The organism is Chryseobacterium polytrichastri, assembly GCF_900142445.1.
In the GTDB taxonomy this organism is placed as follows: domain Bacteria; phylum Bacteroidota; class Bacteroidia; order Flavobacteriales; family Weeksellaceae; genus Chryseobacterium; species Chryseobacterium polytrichastri.
In genome coordinates this window covers 1-16,528 of sequence record NZ_FRAV01000041.1, presented here as the reverse complement: position 1 = coordinate 16,528, position 16,528 = coordinate 1, and the positions used below count along the sequence as shown (strand labels likewise).

Sequence of the window (16,528 nt, the reverse complement as noted above, 5' to 3'; positions counted from 1 at the left end):
AAGACGTTTTTGTTGATAGAGAAGTTTATTCTTTGGTAAATTTATAGGGAGCATAATTTTCTACAGCTACAATATATTGCCCTTTCTGTAAACTGATTGTTTCAATTTTTACTTTTTGATCATTACTTTTTGTTTCAAGAATTAATTTTCCTGATAGATCATATACTTTTATAGAAAGGTTCTTATCAATATTTTCAATGGTTAGGCTTTCTTTTGCGGGATTTGGGTATGCTTTGAATAATTTTTTGGATTCATTTGTTTCATGTGTATTCAAGAAAAAGCTATTATAATGAATTTGATTTCCTGAAGGATCTGTAATGATTAACGTCTTCCCAGAACCGCTATTAGTTATTTGATAATTATATTGAGTATTGGAAGGTGTATTAACGTAAAAATCACAATTTTTTTGATCATAAGGATTTACATTAATAGCGTTTCCACCGTTATAATACCATAAAGTACAGCCTGACCCAGCTTTTATAAAAACATTATTATTAGGTATGAACTCAAGTGATACTGGTGATGAATTGTAATATCTTGAAGTAAAAACATATCCATTTGTCCCTGCTGTATTAAATGTTGATGCTGAAAAGGATGTATCCATAACAGGGCTATTGGTAGATTGTCCGTTTACTACTATTTTAGAAATATACCAATTTGTGGAAAGTAAATCAGATGTTTGAGCGGCTAATAATCCGCTTGTTAATAAAAGAACGAAAGCTTTTTTCATATGATTAATAGTTTTCCCAAATATACAAAAAACAGCTGCTGTAAATCTAATTACATAGCCTTATAAGTTTATAATTAAAAATATAGGGTAAGAACAGAACGAGATTTTAGCTGTAGTATATAAATAACAAAACGTCTTCAAACTTTTGAAGACGTTTTGCTTTTTATCGATAGGGAAATTTATTCTTTGGTAAATTTGTGGGGATTATAATTTTCTACAGCTAAAATATATTGTCCTTTCTGTAAACTGCTTGTTTCAATTTTTACTTTTTGATCATTACTTTTTGTTTCAAGAATTAATTTTCCTGATAGATCATATACTTTTATAGAAAGATTCTTATCAATATTTTCAATGGTTAAAATATCCTTCACTGGATTTGGATAAGCGATAAACGATTTCTTTTCTACTTCACTTTCTTTAGTACTTAATTGAGAAGTATTATTATAGTATACTTTATTTCCTGAAGGATCTGTAATAGCTAATGTTTTTAAAGTACCATTCGTTGTTATCTGGTAACTATATATTGATGAATAGGCTCCGTTACCATAAATATTACAATTTCTCTGATCATAATTTCTAGCAGCTATGGCGTTTCCTCCATCGTAAACTGCCAATGTACATGTGCTGGCGGTTTTTATAAGATTTGTAGTGCCCGGCATAATTCCAAAAGCCATAAGAGAAGTATTATAATATCTGGAATTAAAAACATAGCTTGTACCTCCTGCTGAGTTAAATGTAGAAGCAGGAACACCACTATCAATGAAAGGAGTATTTGTTGTCTGTCCGGTACTTGTTACCATCTTGGAAATATACCAGTTGTTAGAAAGTAGATCAGAAGTTTGTGCAGTCAGTAAGCCACCCGTTAATAAAAGAAATAAAGCTTTTTTCATAATGATTAATAGTTTTTTCAAATATACAAAAACATTTATAGGAAATTACTTGCAATCTAATCGCATTGTTTTATCAGTTTAGATTTAAAAAAAATGAGTTGATGTATGTAGTATATAAACAACAAAAAACGTCTTCAAATTTTTGAAGACGTTTTGCTTTATAAAGATTAAGTTTTCTAATTTTTATTAAAATTAATGAGATACTGCTTTCAATCCAATCACAGAACCAACCAAGGTTACAATGAAAAATATTCTCCAAAAGCTTATAGGATCTTTAAAAAAGAAAATTCCCATTAATACAGTTCCTATGGCTCCGATTCCTGTCCAGACTGCATACGCCGTTCCTATGGGTAAGGTTTGAGTTGCTTTAATCAATAGAAGCATGCTTACTGTTAAAGAAATCAAGAAACCAGCAAACCAATAGTACATAGTGGTTCCGGTTGTTTCTTTTACTTTTCCTAAACAAGATGCAAAAGCAACTTCAAATAATCCTGCGATGATTAAGATAATCCAATTCATTTTTTAATTTTTCTGCTGCAAAGTTCTGCATTTATCAGCATTTAAAATTTTACAAATGTTAAAAAATGAAAATAAATAATAAACTATTCATAGTAAGACTTGATCACTTAATTTCCGCTCGAATTCTACTCAAGCTCACTTGCGTAATTCCTAAATAAGATGCGATATAGCCTAATTGAACTCTTTTTAAAAGGTCAGATTTATCCCGCATTAAATCTTTATAGCGTTCCAATGCTGTTTTAAATTGCCTTGAAATAATGAGTTCTTCTGTTTTTACCAATTCTCTTTCTGCGAACTTTCGTCCCCAATTGGCAATGTGAATGTCTTCGTTAAATAAATTTCTTAAATTTTCTGTTTCAAGCTGATATAATTCGCAGTTTTCCAGCAACTCAATGTTTTCATATCCCGGTTTATCTTCAACATAACTTTTCATTGAGATTATGGTTTGCCCTTCAGTTCCGAACCAAAAGGTAATGTCATTTTCAGCGGTAGAAGCGTATGCACGAACAATTCCTTTTTTTATAAAAAAGATATAAGGGATTATTTTACCAGCTTCCATCAGGCAAAAATTTTTCGGATGTGAAATCTCTGTAATATGTTTTTTCAAACTTTGTCGTGAGCTTTCCGGTAAGGGGTAAATTTGGTCGAGGATTATATCTATATTCATAAAAATGAAATGTAATGCACCAAAATTATTAGTTTAAAAGGATATTTTTATCAAAAATATAATTATTTTATAAATATATTAAATTTTAACAAGATAAACGTTTAACCAAAACTATATCTAGTTGATGCTGTAAAGAATTGATGTTGAGTTAATATTAAATTAACATTAAGTTTTGTTATGACTAATGTATTGAGGTTTAGTGGTTTGGTGTTTGTGCTCGGCTGATTTTTAAAAAGTTGCGAAAATACAATAATTTTCCAATTGACCAAAAAAATGAGTCTATTGTTTTGTTTATATTTTATGAGATACTTTTGCAAACTAAATTATAGTATGAAACGAGCTTCCATAAAAGACATAGCGAGAATTGCAGGTTTTTCTGTTGCAACAGTTTCCTATGTTTTGAATAAAAAAGAAGGAAGCCGAATAAGTGATACTACCAAAGAAAAGATCCTTGAAATAGCTGAAAGCATCAACTATATTCCCAATAAAATTGCAAAAAGCCTGAAAATGAGTAAAAGTAAGTTAATAGGACTTATTCTTGCTGATATTTCGAATGACTTTTACTCAAATATTGCAAGACATATTGAAGATGAAGCCATGAAGTTTGGCTATACATTGCTTATTGGAAGTTGTGATGAGAATCCTGAAAAATTCAGAAAACTTACAGAACTTTTCTCTGAACAACAAGTGGACGGAATGATTTTAGCACCCGTAGTAGATTCTGATGAAGCTGTATTAAAACTGCTGAAAGAAGAATATCCTATTGTAACTTTCGACCGCTATCTTAAGAATATCAATATTCCAGGAATTATGATTAATAATGCTGAAATATCTGAGAGTATTTGTGAGTTTCTAGTTGAGAAAAATTTTGAAGAAATTATCTATGTAGGATATGACACCAAACTTCCTCATCTATTAGATAGACAAGAAGGATTTGACAAACGTATTTCTACCGCCGATATTCAGTACAAGAAATTACTAATTGGAATTCATAATATCACAGAAGAAATATATAACGGACTTGAGGAAAATTTAAATCTTTCTAAAAAAACAGCGTTGTATTTTTCGAGCAACAAATTGGGGATTGCAGGATTGAGTTATTTAAACCAGAAAAATATTAAAGTTCCGCAGGAAGTATCCGTAATTGCTTTTGATGAAACAGAAGCATACAGCCTTTTTCCTACAGAGATTAGCTATGTGCAGCAACCTTTAATGGATATGGCGAAAGAAGCCGTAAAAGTTCTTGATGCTCAGATTCATAATTATACTCTTGATGGAAGAAGAATTAGCTTTCCGGCTAAACTAATCAATAAAAAATCAGTACAGTAAAAAATTTAACAATTAGCTTAAACGTTTAATCTTATGATAAAAGAAAATTCTTATGTAGTATGTTTTGGTGAAGTTCTTTGGGATATATTCCCTCAAGGCACCAGAGCAGGGGGAGCACCTTTCAATGCTGCATATAACATTTCCAAAATGGGGACTGCTGTGAAAATGCTCAGTAGAATAGGGAATGATGAACTTGGTGAAAAATTAACGAACCAGATAAATACTTGGGGATTAACCACAGAATATATTCAGGTAGACAATGAACATCCTACAAGCACGGTTATTGCAAAAATAGATGAAGATAATGAAGCAACGTATGATATTGTAAATCATGTAGCTTGGGATTATATTGATTTTTTGCCGGAACACGAAGAGTTGATATCCAATGCGGAAGCGTTTGTTTTCGGAAGTCTTTCTGCAAGGAATCCGAGGTCAAGAGAAACATTGCTAAAACTTTTAAAGTTTGCTAAACTTAAAATCTTTGATGTTAATTTCAGACCTCCGTTCATTGATCTTGAATTAATTAAAGAACTTCTATTCCAGGCAGACATTGTAAAAATGAATAAAGCTGAAATGAGACAAATCATGCAGTTTTTCAGTGAAGAATATAAGAGCGAAGATGAGAGTGCTGCGTTTATTCAAAATCATTTTAATATCAAGGAAATCGTTCTTACGAAAGGGAGCAAAGGAGCAAGATATTTTGTAGGAAATCAAAATTATGGCTTTTCCGCGGTTCCTATAGAAATTGCCGATACAGTAGGAAGTGGAGACGCTTTTCTTGCAGGGTTTATTTCTAAAAGAGTTCAAGCAAAAAGTCCAGAAGAAATTATGACTGAAGCAATTTCTCTTGGTGCATTTATTACTTCAAAAGCTGGTGCTTGCCCAGATTATGAATATGAGGAATTTCAAAAATTTAAAAATTAGAACTTATAAATAAACCTTTAACACGTTAAAAACACACTTATGAATTCAGCCAAATTTACTGAGAAGAAGTACCTTGTTGTATTCTCTTTCGTTATTTCCCTGTTCTTTTTCTGGGCTATTGCCCTAACAATGGGAGATGTATTGAACAAGCATTTCCAAAATGTGCTTAGTATTTCCAAATCAAAATCCGGATTGGTACAGCTTTCAATTTTTGGAGCGTATGCTTTAATGGGAATTCCTGCGGGACTTTTCATGAAAAAATTTGGCTACAAACTAGGCGTAATTTTGGGACTGGTATTATTTGCGGGTGGATGTTTTCTTTTTATTCCCGCTGCTGAAAATAGATCCTTTGATTTCTTTAGACTCGCTTTATTTATCCTTGCGATGGGAATGGCAACCTTGGAAACAGTGGCTCATCCTTTTGTGGCAGCTTTAGGAGACGAAAGAACCAGTGATCAGAGAGTAAATTTTGCACAGTCATTTAATGGATTGGGAGCGATTATTGGTCCGTTACTTGGCGGATTCTTCATTTTTGGATCTGGTGGAGATGCTGGTAATTCTCTAGATTCCGTAAAAAGCCTGTATGCCTGTATCGGAATTATTATCCTTACCATTACTATTGTGTTCTTTTTTATAAAAGTTCCGAACTTAAAAGATCCTCATGCAGAAGAAGTTGAAATCCTTGAACACGTAACAGGGGAAGATCATCATCATGACAGCAATCCTAGTGCGCCGCTTTGGAAGCAGAGACATTTTATTTTTGCAGTTATTGCTCAGTTTTTCAATATTGCAGCACAGGGAGGTACATGGGCATTCTTCATTAATTATGGGGTAGAAAAAATGCACCTTCAGGAAATTCAGGCTTCTTATTACTTTTCGTTAAGCATGGCGATGATGATGATTGGACGCTTTGTGGGAACCTTTTTAATGAAATATATTGCTCCCAATAAGCTGTTAGCCATCTCAGCAGTTTCTAATATTGTGCTTTGTCTTATAATTTCTCAAAGCTTCGGTTGGGTATCATTCATTAGTTTAATTATGTTGAATTTATTCTTAAGCATTATGTATCCTACTATTTTCAGTCTTGGACTTAAAAGGTTAGGGAATAAAGTTCAACAGGCTTCATCTTTCCTTGTGATGGCGATGTTTGGAGGAGCGCTTTTCCCGCCAATTATGGGAAGAATAGCAGAAACAGATGTTGCTCATGCTTACTTACTGCCAATTATTTGTTATGTGATCATTATTGTGTTTGCTTTAAAATTCTACAAACCAAAAACGTTGAAGTAGAACATGAACACAAATGTTTTTAAATATAGTTTTTGGCTTTTAATTATTGCAAGTCAAATTTCAAATGCACAGATTATTATTACCAATAAAAAGTTTTCTTTTGGAACAACGGGTAGGATTGGAGCAGCGTATTCTCCAAATGCAGACGGGAAGACAGGTAGGCAATTAAACCTTAATAACCAAGGTTCGTTGGGAGGAAGAATGGATCAGGGAGACTATGTAGATTTTTTACCGGCTTTTCATTTCACTCCTGTTGCAGGTGGTGACAGTACAAAAAGCACTAAAATTGATATGCAGGCGAGATTAAGTTTTTATTCTGGCGGAACATTTTTAGGAAATGTAGATTCTAAATCTAATCACGGGATGATTGTTGCTTTACCTGAGGCTTTTGTTGAAGCAAGAAATATTATGGGAAGTGATTGGGATGTTTGGGCAGGATCCAGATGGCAGAGATATGATGATGTGCATATTGCAGATTATTTTTATTTCGATGACCACTCGGCTACAGGTTGGGGGTTTAGGCATAAAAATACACGATTCTCTATGTTTTTCCCTGCAGCAATAGATACTGCAGCTAGTAATTCAACACCATACTCTTATACCAATGTAATTAGCGGAACAAAAAATTTAATCTACAGGCAAAGAGAAGTATTTGTATTGGAACAGACCTTTCCGTTTAAAAATGACGATCATAAATTGAAGCTTCTCGCAGAATTTCATAATGTAGATAAATCAGGTAAAAACTCTATAGAACAATATCCATCAGATAAAGGCTGGGTTTTGGGCGCAAAATTAAATTCAGATTTAAAAACAAAAATTCCGGGATCTTTTAACCAAATTTCATTACGATACGGAGCCGGAATTGCCAACGGAGGAGATAGCGGAAATACCCAGACATGGCGAACTTACGGAGCTCCGAATGAAGTTACAAGAACTTATAAAGGCGCATATTCTCTAACTGCGGTTGAACATATTTTGCTAAATCTTTCTGATAGATGGTCTGTAAATGCTTACGCAGTTTACACTCAAAGTAAGGGCGGGGCAGACAGCGATAATAAAGCAATAGATTATTATAACCGTGAAATTTTCAATAAAAAGTCTGAATTTAATACAGGTTTAAGAGCAACTTATTATTTCAATAATTGGTTCCATATTGTTTCCGAATTGCATTTTGCAACGAGGAAAGACGGAACTCAGGATTCTGCATCAATGACAAAATTGGTTTTGGCTCCAACATTGGTTCCTACTGCCGAGAGAAGCGTTTGGGCTAGGCCACACATCAGATTTATCGCGGAATTATCGAGATATAATGATCAGGCGATGAACAGCCTTTATTCTCCATTTTTACAACAATCGGGAGCGAAAAGATACGGAACTTACTTTGGTGTAAGAACAGAATGGTGGGTGTTTTAAATCAATAATTAAAAATGAATAAATTAAAATGAATATAAAATTTGGAGCTTCACTGCTTTCATGGATCACCCCAAACTGGAATCCTGAAGCCGGAAAGTATGCAATAGAAAAAACGGCAAAAGCAGGTTTTGATTTGATTGAGATTTTACTTCCTCCGTCAATGGAATTCAATACTAAAGAAGTTAAGCAGCAGCTTAAAGATAATAATCTGGGCGTGGTCTGTTCATTAAATCTTCCAAAAGAAGCTCATATTGCTTTCTACCCTGAAGCTGCAGAAAAGTTAATGAAACAGGCTGTAGACAAGACATCAGAGCTAGAAACCAGTTTTTTAGGAGGAGTGCTCCACGGAGGAATCGGAGTATTTTCAGGGAATCCTTTAACTGAAAACGAAACTGAAACTATTGTTGAAGTTTGGAGTAAAGTTGCAGATTATGCTGAAGAAAAAGGCGTAAGCATTGCAATTGAACCTATTAATCGTTACGAAACTTATGTTTGTAACACCGCAAAAAATGTTTTGGATCTGATTTCAAAAACAGGAAAAGATAATTTGTTCCTTCATTTGGATACTTTTCACATGAATATTGAGGAGAATAATTTTTATGATCCGATTATTATGGCGGGCAATAAACTTAAACATATTCACATGACAGAATCTCACCGAGGCATGCTTGGTGAAGGCACTGTAAATTGGGAAGAACTTTTTAAAGCATTAAAAGAAATCAATTTTGAAGGAAACTTAGTGCTGGAAAATTTTTCATCCTCGGTTTCCGGAATGCAGCAGATGGTTTCTTTATGGCAAAAATCTCCGTACGATGCTGAGGAATTGGCTCGTGGCAGTTTAGAATTTATGAAACATCATACCATTTAGTTCAATTTCATTTCCAGAGAAAGTCTTTCCTTAATTGGGAAGGCTTTTTTATTTTAAATCTTTTAACATTAGCTGTAAAGACCAGTTTTGTTTTAGTAACTTTGCATTTTGTAATATTATTTTTATGCACAAAGCAGGATTTGTAAATATAGTTGGGAAGCCCAATGCCGGAAAATCTACCTTATTAAATCAATTAATGGGTGAGAAGCTGGCTATTGTGACCCAAAAGGCACAGACAACACGACACAGAATTTTTGGAATTTATAATGAAGAGGATCTACAGATTGTATTTTCGGATACCCCTGGAGTATTAGATCCTAAATATGGCCTTCAGGAGAAAATGATGGATTTTGTAAAGGATTCTTTACAGGATGCAGATGTTTTCTTATTTATTGTAGATGTAACAGATAAATCTGAGCCATCAGAGTTTTTGATTGAAAAACTAAATAAAATCCCTGTTCCGGTTTTACTTTTATTGAATAAAGTAGATCAGACGGATCAAGCAGGTTTGGAAAAACTGGTAGAAGAATGGCATGCAAGAATTCCTAAAGCTGAAATTTTGCCTATTTCTGCACTGAATGCATTTAATACAGATATTATCCTTCCCAAGTTGAAGTCTATGTTACCGGAAAGCCCGGCGTATTACGATAAAGATCAGTATACCGATAAGCCTGAACGATTTTTCGTGAACGAGGCTATTCGTGAGAAAATTCTTCTAAACTATGATAAAGAGATTCCATATTCTGTAGAAGTTGTTACAGAGCAATTCAAGGAAAAAGAAGGAATTATCTTTATTGATTCTATTATTTATGTAGAAAGAGATACCCAAAAGGGGATTATCATTGGGCATAAAGGGGAAGCCATTAAAAAAGTAGGAACAGAGGCAAGATTAGATCTTGAAAAGTTTTTCTCTAAAAAAATACACTTGAACTTATTTGTGAAGGTGAAAAAAGATTGGAGAAAAAATGACAGAGATCTAAAGAATTTCGGATACAGATAAACTAAAAAAGTCAATATTCATCGTCATATTAAAAGAATTTTATTAACTTTATCTTTAAATTTTGATTGATGAATTATTTAAACTCAAAGTCTAATCCTATTTATGTAGATATTATCCTGTTAATTGTAAGGGTATTTATAGGATTTGCGATGCTTTCTCATGGCTTTCCAAAACTTCAAATGCTGTTGGAAGGTGGTGAAATTAAATTCTTTGATTTTCTGGGATTAGGTCCTACAATATCTTTGATACTTACAGTAGTCGCAGAATTCGCTTGTTCAATTCTCCTCATTTTAGGGCTTTTTACAAGAATATCATTAGGGTTTCTTATTTTCACAATGGTCATTGCCTGTTTTGTGGTTCACGGAGCAGATGGTTTTGATAAAAAAGAATTGAGTTTAATTTATTTATCAGTATATCTTCTTTTAATGGCGTATGGAGCGGGAAAATTCTCTGTAGATCATATGATTGAAAAAAGAAGAAGAGCATCTGATTGGTAAATTTTAATAGAAATATAAAAAAGTAAAAGAGCATTTTTAATGCTCTTTTTTGTTATACATATATAGGTAGTTTGATATAATATACACCGGAAGATGAAGAATTATAAATATTGGGAAAACTGTATTGCTCTTTTGGAAAAAGGTCAAATTCAAGACGCAATTAACTATGCTCTTGATATTGCAGTAAAATTAAAGGTTCCAAAAGAAATAATAGACAAAATCATGACGGTTAATCTAAAAGGATATGAGAATAAGATCGAACACAAAATGAAGGAGTGTATTGGGCTTGCAAATATTGAAAACGCAGAAGCCTTATGTTTATATTATAGTTTAGATGATGGTTGGCAAAGTACAATGTATATCTGTAAAGACTATACCAAAGAAAATAATGATTGGATTTTTAAAAGCAAAAATTGGGTAGAAATTGGAAAAGCAAGAGGTTTTTCAGGGATATATAAAAATAATGCTGAATCTGCCTTTTTTGCTGATGAAATGAGCTCAGGAATTTGTACGCTTTTAATGCTTAGAACAACCATTGCATTTTATACTATTGCAGAAAAGTTTTCGGATTGTGGATTGAAGCTTTGTATAACTGCTACTGAGAGTGATTTTGTTAGGGTTGTATAAAAGGATAAGATTAACAGTTAACAAACAGGTTAGGTTTGTTATATCATTTTTGAATTTATCTTTTTAGAATGATGAAATTCAGGTTATATATCAACTCATCTTAACTTCTATGAGTTGTGTGAAAGTATTTTATTGATGATGCGAGGTTTCATTTGTTTAAATTTTATTTTTTAACGCAAAGATCTTATTACGTACTTTTTATTTTTAGGAGACAAAGGCAAATAAAATTTGCTTTGCGAAGCTTGAAAATACAGCTTCATCAAATCAATTTGGTTGATTCTTCTTTGCTCACTTAAATAAATCATTCTGCAACATAAAACTTTGCGTCAAACAAACGGCTACATTATTTAATAAAAAAGAGGCATAATTCTTTGAATACTCTTTATATCAAAAGTCAAGACGAATTATATATTAAAAAATCATTAATTTCGTAGAAATTGAAATAAATATATAATGAAGATAAAATTAACGATCTGTTTGTTAGCGTTTCTTAATTTCTATGATGCTCAGGAAAATATTACCTACCAAAAGCCATCTGCTGAAATTCTTAAACTTGCGGATTACGAAAGACCACCAAGTGTTTTAATGAACAGTAAAAAAGACTGGGTTATTTTCGCTTACCGTCCGACGTACAAGACATTGGAAGATCTTAGTCAGCAGGAAATGAAGTTGGGAGGACTTAGGATTAATCCTGTAACCAATATTTCAAGTACAGCTACTTATTCAAACAATCTGAAGGTTAGAAAATTGAATGATAAGGCTGAAGTTCAGGTTAAAAATTTACCAGCAAATCCGAAAATCACCAATACTTCTTTTTCACCAGATGAAAAAAAGCTAGCGTTTACAAATACAACAGCTAAAGGAGTAGAGCTTTGGATCATTGATCTGGAAACCGCTACCGCAAAAAAAATAACAAATGATAATCTGAATGCCAATTTAGGAAGTCCGTATGTTTGGTATAAAGATTCTCAGAATGTGTTAATTAAAACACTTCCTCAAAATAGGGGGACTTTAATTGATGCAAGCAAAGATCTTCCAACGGGCCCTATTGTTTCTACAGCGGACGGAAAAGTGTCTCAAAACAGAACATATCAGGATCTTCTTAAAAATCCACAGGATGAAAAGAATTTTGAAATCCTAACTGCTTCTGATATTTACAACGTTGACTTAAACGGAAACTTGAAGAAAGTAAAAGAGCAGGATTTGTATTCTGGATTAAGCTTTTCGCCAGACGGAAATTATATGATGGCAACAACAATCAAAAAACCGTTTTCATATATCGTTCCTCTGAATAGATTTCCCATCACAACAACCGTATATGACATTAATGGAAATGTGGTAAAAGTAGTGAACGAAGTTCCGTTGAATGAAATCATGCCTAAAGGTTTTTCTTCGGTAAGAACAGGGAAAAGAGATCTGGGCTGGAGAAGTGATGCGCCTGCTACATTGGTATATACCGAAGCATTGGATGGAGGAGATCAATCTAAAACGGTGGATTACAGAGATGAGATCTTTACTTGGGAAGCCCCATTTAGCGCCAATCCAAAATCATTCTTTAAAACCAAGCAGAGATATGAAGACGTAAGCTGGACAAATGATCATTATGCAATCGTTTCGGAAGGTTGGTATGATACAAGAAATACAAAATCTTATTTAATCGACTTAAATAACAACGAGTCTAAAGTAATTGATGATAGAAATTATCAGGATGTGTACAGCGATCCCGGGAGTTTCAACACGACTAAAAACCAATTCGGAAGAACGGTTGTTGACATGAAAGGAGGGAAGGCTTATCTTATTGGAGAAGGTTTTACTAAAGACGGTCAACATCCATTCATCGACGAAATGGATATGAAAACGTTGAAAAAGAAAAGACTCTATACTTCAAACCTGAAAAACGCTAAAGAAGAAATTAAGGACATTCTGAATCCATCAAAAGGGGAAGTCTTAACCATTCAGCAATCGGCAAGTCAGTATCCTAATTATTTCAAAAAGAATATTAAGTCTAATAAAACAGAAGCAGTTACTAATTTTGCCAATCCTTTCGAAAGCATCAAAGATGTATATAAAGAAGTGATTTCGTACAAAAGAAATGACGGAGTTACCTTAACGGGAACACTTTATCTTCCGGCCAACTACGACAGAAAAGCGAAGAAAGAAAAGCTTCCTTTATTGATCTGGGCATATCCTACAGAATATAAAGATAAAAATACAGCAGGACAAAATACCCAAAACCCGAATGAATTTACCTTCCCATATTATGGTTCTTTTGTATACTGGACAACCAAAGGATATGCAGTATTGGATGATGCCGCTTTTCCAATCATTGGAGAAGGAAAAACGGAACCAAACGATACTTTTATCCCTCAGTTAGTGGCTAACGGAAGAGCAGCAATTGATGCGGTAGATCAGTTAGGATATATCGACAGAACAAAAGTTGCGGTAGGAGGTCACTCTTATGGCGCCTTTATGACGGCCAATCTTTTAACGCATTCTAAAGATTATGCTTGTGGAATTGCAAGAAGTGGAGCATACAACAGAACCTTAACACCTTTCGGTTTCCAGAGCGAACAGAGAAATTATTGGGATATTCCTGAAATTTACAACACAATGTCTCCGTTCATGAATGCAGATAAGATGAAAACGCCGTTACTTTTGGTTCATGGTGATGCAGACAATAATCCTGGAACATTCACTTTACAGACGGAAAGATATTTCCAGGCATTGAAAAACCTTGGAGCTCCTGTAAAAATGGTGTTACTTCCAAGAGAGGCACACAGTTATGTAGCTAAAGAAAATATACTTCACCTTCTTTGGGAACAAGATCAGTTTCTAGAGAAATGTTTGAAGAAATAACAACTTATCATACAACTCGTTCTTTTTAGAGCGAGTTTTTTTGTGATTGTCATTGCGATGAGCGAAGCGAAGAAGCAATCTCAGTCTAAGAAATAGAATTATTTATAATATCTAAAATTTAACGATTTGATTCTGAGTTTGATATTTAAAATTCAATTTCCAGTATTTAGTTAAATGAATCGTTTTTAAGATATTTGCAAAAAATTCATAAACAGAATGCAAGAAATAAAATTCAGAAACGCAAGCCCTCAAGATTTACCAAGAATTGTAGAAATCTATAATTCAACCATCCCATCAAGAATGGTAACGGCGGATACGGAAAATGTTTCTGTAGAAAGTAGACAACAATGGTTTAATGAACACAATCCTGAAACCCGACCTCTTTGGGTGATTGAAGATTTTCAAAACAATACGTTGGGTTGGGTGAGTTTTTCATCATTTTACGGAAGGCCGGCTTACAACGGAACCGTTGAAATCAGTATTTATATGGATGAAAGCTGTCGTGGCAAAGGCTTCGGCAAGAAAGTTCTTCAGTATTGTATTGATAACGCAGGAAAGTTTGGCGTTAAAACATTATTAGGATTTATCTTTTTGCATAATGAACCGAGTTTGAAACTCTTCAGACATTTCGGTTTCGAAGATTGGGGCACCTTTCCTGATGTCGCCGTTTTGGATGGTATAGAAAGGAGCTTGGTGATTTTAGGAAAAAGAATCAATTAGTCATTGCGAGGAGCAAAGCAAGCCTGTGCTGAGCCTGTCGAAGTAAAGCAATCTCAAAAAATATTGCTTATTTTCAGAAGCTATTTGACTACGTCGAATTGTAGTTTTAATTTTTTTTTGAAGCAATTTCCCGCTTTCCGCACTCGCTATTTTTCTTTTTGCAAAAGAAAAATGAGCTCAAACAAAGCTGCAATCGGGGCTAGGGTTTTTGTCGTTCTTTTCAACAGTCACAATCACCATAAAGTTTGTTATCCTGTAAGGATCTCAATATCAACATTCAAAAAGCGAGGTAGAGATTCTTCATTCCGCTGCGTTCCATTCAGAAGACAGTTTTGAGAAATATTTTAAGGAAAAAGAAGAAATCTACTTATTCACAATTATTCATAAACTCTCTCTTATACGCCTAAACCTCATAGGTTTTCAAAACCTATGAGGTTTGTTTTACTGCTTAGAAAAATTAAACTAAAAAATGCAAACATAGAATGTCTGGGCTAAGGTTTTTGTCGTTATTTTCAACAGTCACAATCACCATAAAGTTTGTCATCCTGTAAGGATCTCAACAGCAACATTCAAAAAGCGAGGTAGAGATTCTTCATTCCACTGCGTTCCATTCAGAATGACAGATTTGGGAAATATTTTAAGAAAAAAGAAGAAAACTACTTATTCAAAATATTCATCAACTCTCTAAACCTCATAGGTTTTCAAAACCTGTGAGGTTTGCGCTCTCTTTAAAAATAATCAACAACCAAGAAATTCCAAAACTTCATCAATCTTTTTTAATTCAAAAAAGTTTTCATGTTTCAGTTGTTGTGAATGTTGTTCATGAGCCCAAGTAACATGATAAGGAATATGAGCTGCAGTTCCACCCATTTCCAACACCGGTAAAATATCCGATTGTATTGAATTGCCTAACATAAGAAAGTTCTCAGAGCGACAATCTAGGTGTTTCAACAACTTTTCATAATCGCTTACTTTTTTATCACTCATGATTTCTATATGGTGAAAATAACTTTCTAACCCTGATTTTTTCAGTTTGCGCTCCTGATCCAGCAAATCTCCTTTTGTGGCAATGACTAATCTGTATTTTCCGTTTAAACTTTCTAATGTGTGCAGTACGCCGTCTAAAAGTTCAATTGGTTTTTGTAATAATTCATGTCCGAGTTCAATTGTTTTATTGACCAATTCTAACGAAGCTTTCCCATTGGAAACTCTACTGATGGTTTCTATCATACAAAGCATAAAACCTTTTACGCCATAACCATACAAGGGTAAGTTTTGCATTTCGATAGTAAATAATTCTTTTGATACTGCTTGTTGTGGTAAATAATCTTTGAGGAGAGCACAAAATTCTTTTTCGGTTTCCTGAAAATAAGGCTCATTAATCCATAAAGTATCATCTGCATCAAAGGCAATTGTTGTTATATCATTGTTCATATTCTATTCACGTTAATTTTTGTAATTTTCCGCCGACAAAATTCAGTATAAAAAATAAAAAAGAAAAGGACAATTGTCCCAAACAAGAATATGCTACGTACGAATCCACTATTTTTAGACTATCTGGAAGAACTTTATAACAAGCAGGAAAATAATAATATTATCCTGAGATCTTTTGAGAAAGGAGATAGGATATTAACACAGAATGAAATTTCCACGAAAATAATGCTCATCAAAAGCGGAATTACGAAATGTTATTTTGTCGAAGAAAATGACAAAGAATATATCGTAGAGTTTTTAGGAAAAGGCGAGATCATAGGGGAAATTGAAGTAATAAAAAATGTTTCCTGCCTTTGTAGCATTGAAGCGATGACAGAAGTAAGCGTCTATTCGATGACAATTCCTTATTTTCAATCATTGATTAAAAGTGATTTGACTTTAAATAACTTGTTGCTAGATGTTTTTGCGGAACGTATTGTTAATACTTCAAGCAGAGCTTCTTATCAGCAGCTTCATACCACAGAGCACACCTTGTCTCAACTTCTTGAATTAAAATCGAAAGAGATGGAAATTTCAAAAGAAGATATGGCCGCTTATTTGGGAATTACGGTAAGAAGTTTGAATAGGGCTTTGAAGGAAATAAAAGAAAATAACAGCGAAGAATAATTAATGTGTCTGGTCCTAAAAATTCGATACAGATTATAGGATAAAAATAATTAATTAAACCAAAGCAAAAATGTTTTTGCTTTGGTTTTTTGTTTTGTATG

General features: G+C 33.5%; 16 protein-coding genes. 11 read left to right on the top strand and 5 right to left on the bottom strand.

The genetic code is table 11. From position 1 onward, the window contains the following. Positions 1 to 25: 25 nt before the first annotated feature. The 4 genes from BUB80_RS19545 to BUB80_RS19530 all read right to left on the bottom strand — a co-directional run bounded on the left by BUB80_RS19545 (position 26) and on the right by BUB80_RS19530 (position 2,806). Positions 26 to 730, bottom strand: coding sequence for a T9SS type A sorting domain-containing protein (locus BUB80_RS19545; RefSeq protein WP_073296660.1), 705 nt, complete (start codon positions 728 to 730; stop codon positions 26 to 28). A 179-nt stretch (positions 731 to 909) separates the two neighbouring features. Then, on the bottom strand, positions 910 to 1,620 hold the full coding sequence (locus tag BUB80_RS19540) for a T9SS type A sorting domain-containing protein (protein WP_073296657.1): 711 nt from the start codon (positions 1,618 to 1,620) through the stop codon (positions 910 to 912). 192 nt (positions 1,621 to 1,812) lie between these two features. Beyond that, complete coding sequence (locus tag BUB80_RS19535) at positions 1,813 to 2,139, bottom strand: DMT family transporter (protein ID WP_054509970.1); 327 nt, start codon at positions 2,137 to 2,139, stop codon at positions 1,813 to 1,815. Between the two features lie 103 nt (positions 2,140 to 2,242). Continuing rightward, the gene (locus BUB80_RS19530; protein WP_073296654.1) at positions 2,243 to 2,806 is read right to left on the bottom strand and encodes a Crp/Fnr family transcriptional regulator; all 564 of its coding nucleotides are present in this window, start codon (positions 2,804 to 2,806) and stop codon (positions 2,243 to 2,245) included. Between the two features lie 330 nt (positions 2,807 to 3,136). Here BUB80_RS19530 and BUB80_RS19525 point away from each other — a divergent pair, with 330 nt between their 5' ends. From BUB80_RS19525 to BUB80_RS19480, 10 genes are all read left to right on the top strand, one after another. Next, positions 3,137 to 4,135 carry a LacI family DNA-binding transcriptional regulator gene (locus BUB80_RS19525; RefSeq protein WP_073296652.1) on the top strand — a complete coding sequence of 333 codons (999 nt, stop codon included), beginning with the start codon at positions 3,137 to 3,139 and terminating at the stop codon, positions 4,133 to 4,135. A 33-nt stretch (positions 4,136 to 4,168) separates the two neighbouring features. Then, the gene (locus BUB80_RS19520) at positions 4,169 to 5,059 is read left to right on the top strand and encodes a carbohydrate kinase family protein (protein ID WP_073296649.1); all 891 of its coding nucleotides are present in this window, start codon (positions 4,169 to 4,171) and stop codon (positions 5,057 to 5,059) included. A 39-nt stretch (positions 5,060 to 5,098) separates the two neighbouring features. Beyond that, positions 5,099 to 6,346, top strand: a complete 1,248-nt coding sequence (locus BUB80_RS19515; RefSeq protein WP_073296647.1) for a sugar MFS transporter — start codon at positions 5,099 to 5,101, stop codon at positions 6,344 to 6,346. Between the two features lie 3 nt (positions 6,347 to 6,349). Beyond that, positions 6,350 to 7,759: a carbohydrate porin gene (locus BUB80_RS19510; protein WP_073296644.1), complete on the top strand. Its 1,410-nt coding sequence runs from the start codon at positions 6,350 to 6,352 to the stop codon at positions 7,757 to 7,759. 28 nt (positions 7,760 to 7,787) lie between these two features. Next, the gene (locus BUB80_RS19505; protein WP_073296642.1) at positions 7,788 to 8,627 is read left to right on the top strand and encodes a sugar phosphate isomerase/epimerase family protein; all 840 of its coding nucleotides are present in this window, start codon (positions 7,788 to 7,790) and stop codon (positions 8,625 to 8,627) included. Between the two features lie 124 nt (positions 8,628 to 8,751). Continuing rightward, positions 8,752 to 9,627 (top strand): GTPase Era, encoded by an 876-nt coding sequence (gene era / locus BUB80_RS19500; protein ID WP_073296639.1) that lies wholly within the window; start codon positions 8,752 to 8,754, stop codon positions 9,625 to 9,627. A gap of 68 nt (positions 9,628 to 9,695) precedes the next feature. Next, complete coding sequence (locus BUB80_RS19495) at positions 9,696 to 10,124, top strand: DoxX family protein (RefSeq protein ID WP_073296637.1); 429 nt, start codon at positions 9,696 to 9,698, stop codon at positions 10,122 to 10,124. Positions 10,125 to 10,217: 93 nt separating this feature from the next. Next, on the top strand, positions 10,218 to 10,751 hold the full coding sequence (locus tag BUB80_RS19490; RefSeq protein WP_073296634.1) for a hypothetical protein: 534 nt from the start codon (positions 10,218 to 10,220) through the stop codon (positions 10,749 to 10,751). A 453-nt stretch (positions 10,752 to 11,204) separates the two neighbouring features. After that, entirely contained in the window at positions 11,205 to 13,607 is a 2,403-nt protein-coding gene (locus tag BUB80_RS19485) for an alpha/beta hydrolase family protein (protein WP_073296632.1), read from the top strand. A 216-nt stretch (positions 13,608 to 13,823) separates the two neighbouring features. Further along, the gene (locus BUB80_RS19480) at positions 13,824 to 14,327 is read left to right on the top strand and encodes a GNAT family N-acetyltransferase (RefSeq protein ID WP_073296630.1); all 504 of its coding nucleotides are present in this window, start codon (positions 13,824 to 13,826) and stop codon (positions 14,325 to 14,327) included. A gap of 738 nt (positions 14,328 to 15,065) precedes the next feature. Here the strand turns inward: BUB80_RS19480 and BUB80_RS19475 are convergent. After that, the gene (locus tag BUB80_RS19475) at positions 15,066 to 15,761 is read right to left on the bottom strand and encodes an HAD family hydrolase (protein ID WP_073296627.1); all 696 of its coding nucleotides are present in this window, start codon (positions 15,759 to 15,761) and stop codon (positions 15,066 to 15,068) included. 90 nt (positions 15,762 to 15,851) lie between these two features. On the opposite strand from BUB80_RS19475, the gene BUB80_RS19470 reads away from it, so the two are divergent. Then, the gene (locus BUB80_RS19470; protein ID WP_073296624.1) at positions 15,852 to 16,427 is read left to right on the top strand and encodes a Crp/Fnr family transcriptional regulator; all 576 of its coding nucleotides are present in this window, start codon (positions 15,852 to 15,854) and stop codon (positions 16,425 to 16,427) included. Positions 16,428 to 16,528 lie beyond the last annotated feature (101 nt).

Excerpts from the sequence above, each read along its gene's own strand:
- BUB80_RS19535 (WP_054509970.1), bottom strand. The coding sequence starts at position 2,139 with ATGAATTGGATTATCTTAATCATCGCAGGATTATTTGAAGTTGCTTTT.
- BUB80_RS19470 (WP_073296624.1), top strand. The coding sequence starts at position 15,852 with ATGCTACGTACGAATCCACTATTTTTAGACTATCTGGAAGAACTTTAT.
- BUB80_RS19490 (WP_073296634.1), top strand. The coding sequence starts at position 10,218 with ATGAAGAATTATAAATATTGGGAAAACTGTATTGCTCTTTTGGAAAAA.
- BUB80_RS19505 (WP_073296642.1), top strand. The coding sequence starts at position 7,788 with ATGAATATAAAATTTGGAGCTTCACTGCTTTCATGGATCACCCCAAAC.
- BUB80_RS19530 (WP_073296654.1), bottom strand. The coding sequence starts at position 2,806 with ATGAATATAGATATAATCCTCGACCAAATTTACCCCTTACCGGAAAGC.
- BUB80_RS19485 (WP_073296632.1), top strand. The coding sequence starts at position 11,205 with ATGAAGATAAAATTAACGATCTGTTTGTTAGCGTTTCTTAATTTCTAT.
- BUB80_RS19495 (WP_073296637.1), top strand. The coding sequence starts at position 9,696 with ATGAATTATTTAAACTCAAAGTCTAATCCTATTTATGTAGATATTATC.
- BUB80_RS19475 (WP_073296627.1), bottom strand. The coding sequence starts at position 15,761 with ATGAACAATGATATAACAACAATTGCCTTTGATGCAGATGATACTTTA.
- era (WP_073296639.1), top strand. The coding sequence starts at position 8,752 with ATGCACAAAGCAGGATTTGTAAATATAGTTGGGAAGCCCAATGCCGGA.
- BUB80_RS19545 (WP_073296660.1), bottom strand. The coding sequence starts at position 730 with ATGAAAAAAGCTTTCGTTCTTTTATTAACAAGCGGATTATTAGCCGCT.
- BUB80_RS19515 (WP_073296647.1), top strand. The coding sequence starts at position 5,099 with ATGAATTCAGCCAAATTTACTGAGAAGAAGTACCTTGTTGTATTCTCT.
- BUB80_RS19510 (WP_073296644.1), top strand. The coding sequence starts at position 6,350 with ATGAACACAAATGTTTTTAAATATAGTTTTTGGCTTTTAATTATTGCA.
- BUB80_RS19480 (WP_073296630.1), top strand. The coding sequence starts at position 13,824 with ATGCAAGAAATAAAATTCAGAAACGCAAGCCCTCAAGATTTACCAAGA.
- BUB80_RS19540 (WP_073296657.1), bottom strand. The coding sequence starts at position 1,620 with ATGAAAAAAGCTTTATTTCTTTTATTAACGGGTGGCTTACTGACTGCA.
- BUB80_RS19525 (WP_073296652.1), top strand. The coding sequence starts at position 3,137 with ATGAAACGAGCTTCCATAAAAGACATAGCGAGAATTGCAGGTTTTTCT.
- BUB80_RS19520 (WP_073296649.1), top strand. The coding sequence starts at position 4,169 with ATGATAAAAGAAAATTCTTATGTAGTATGTTTTGGTGAAGTTCTTTGG.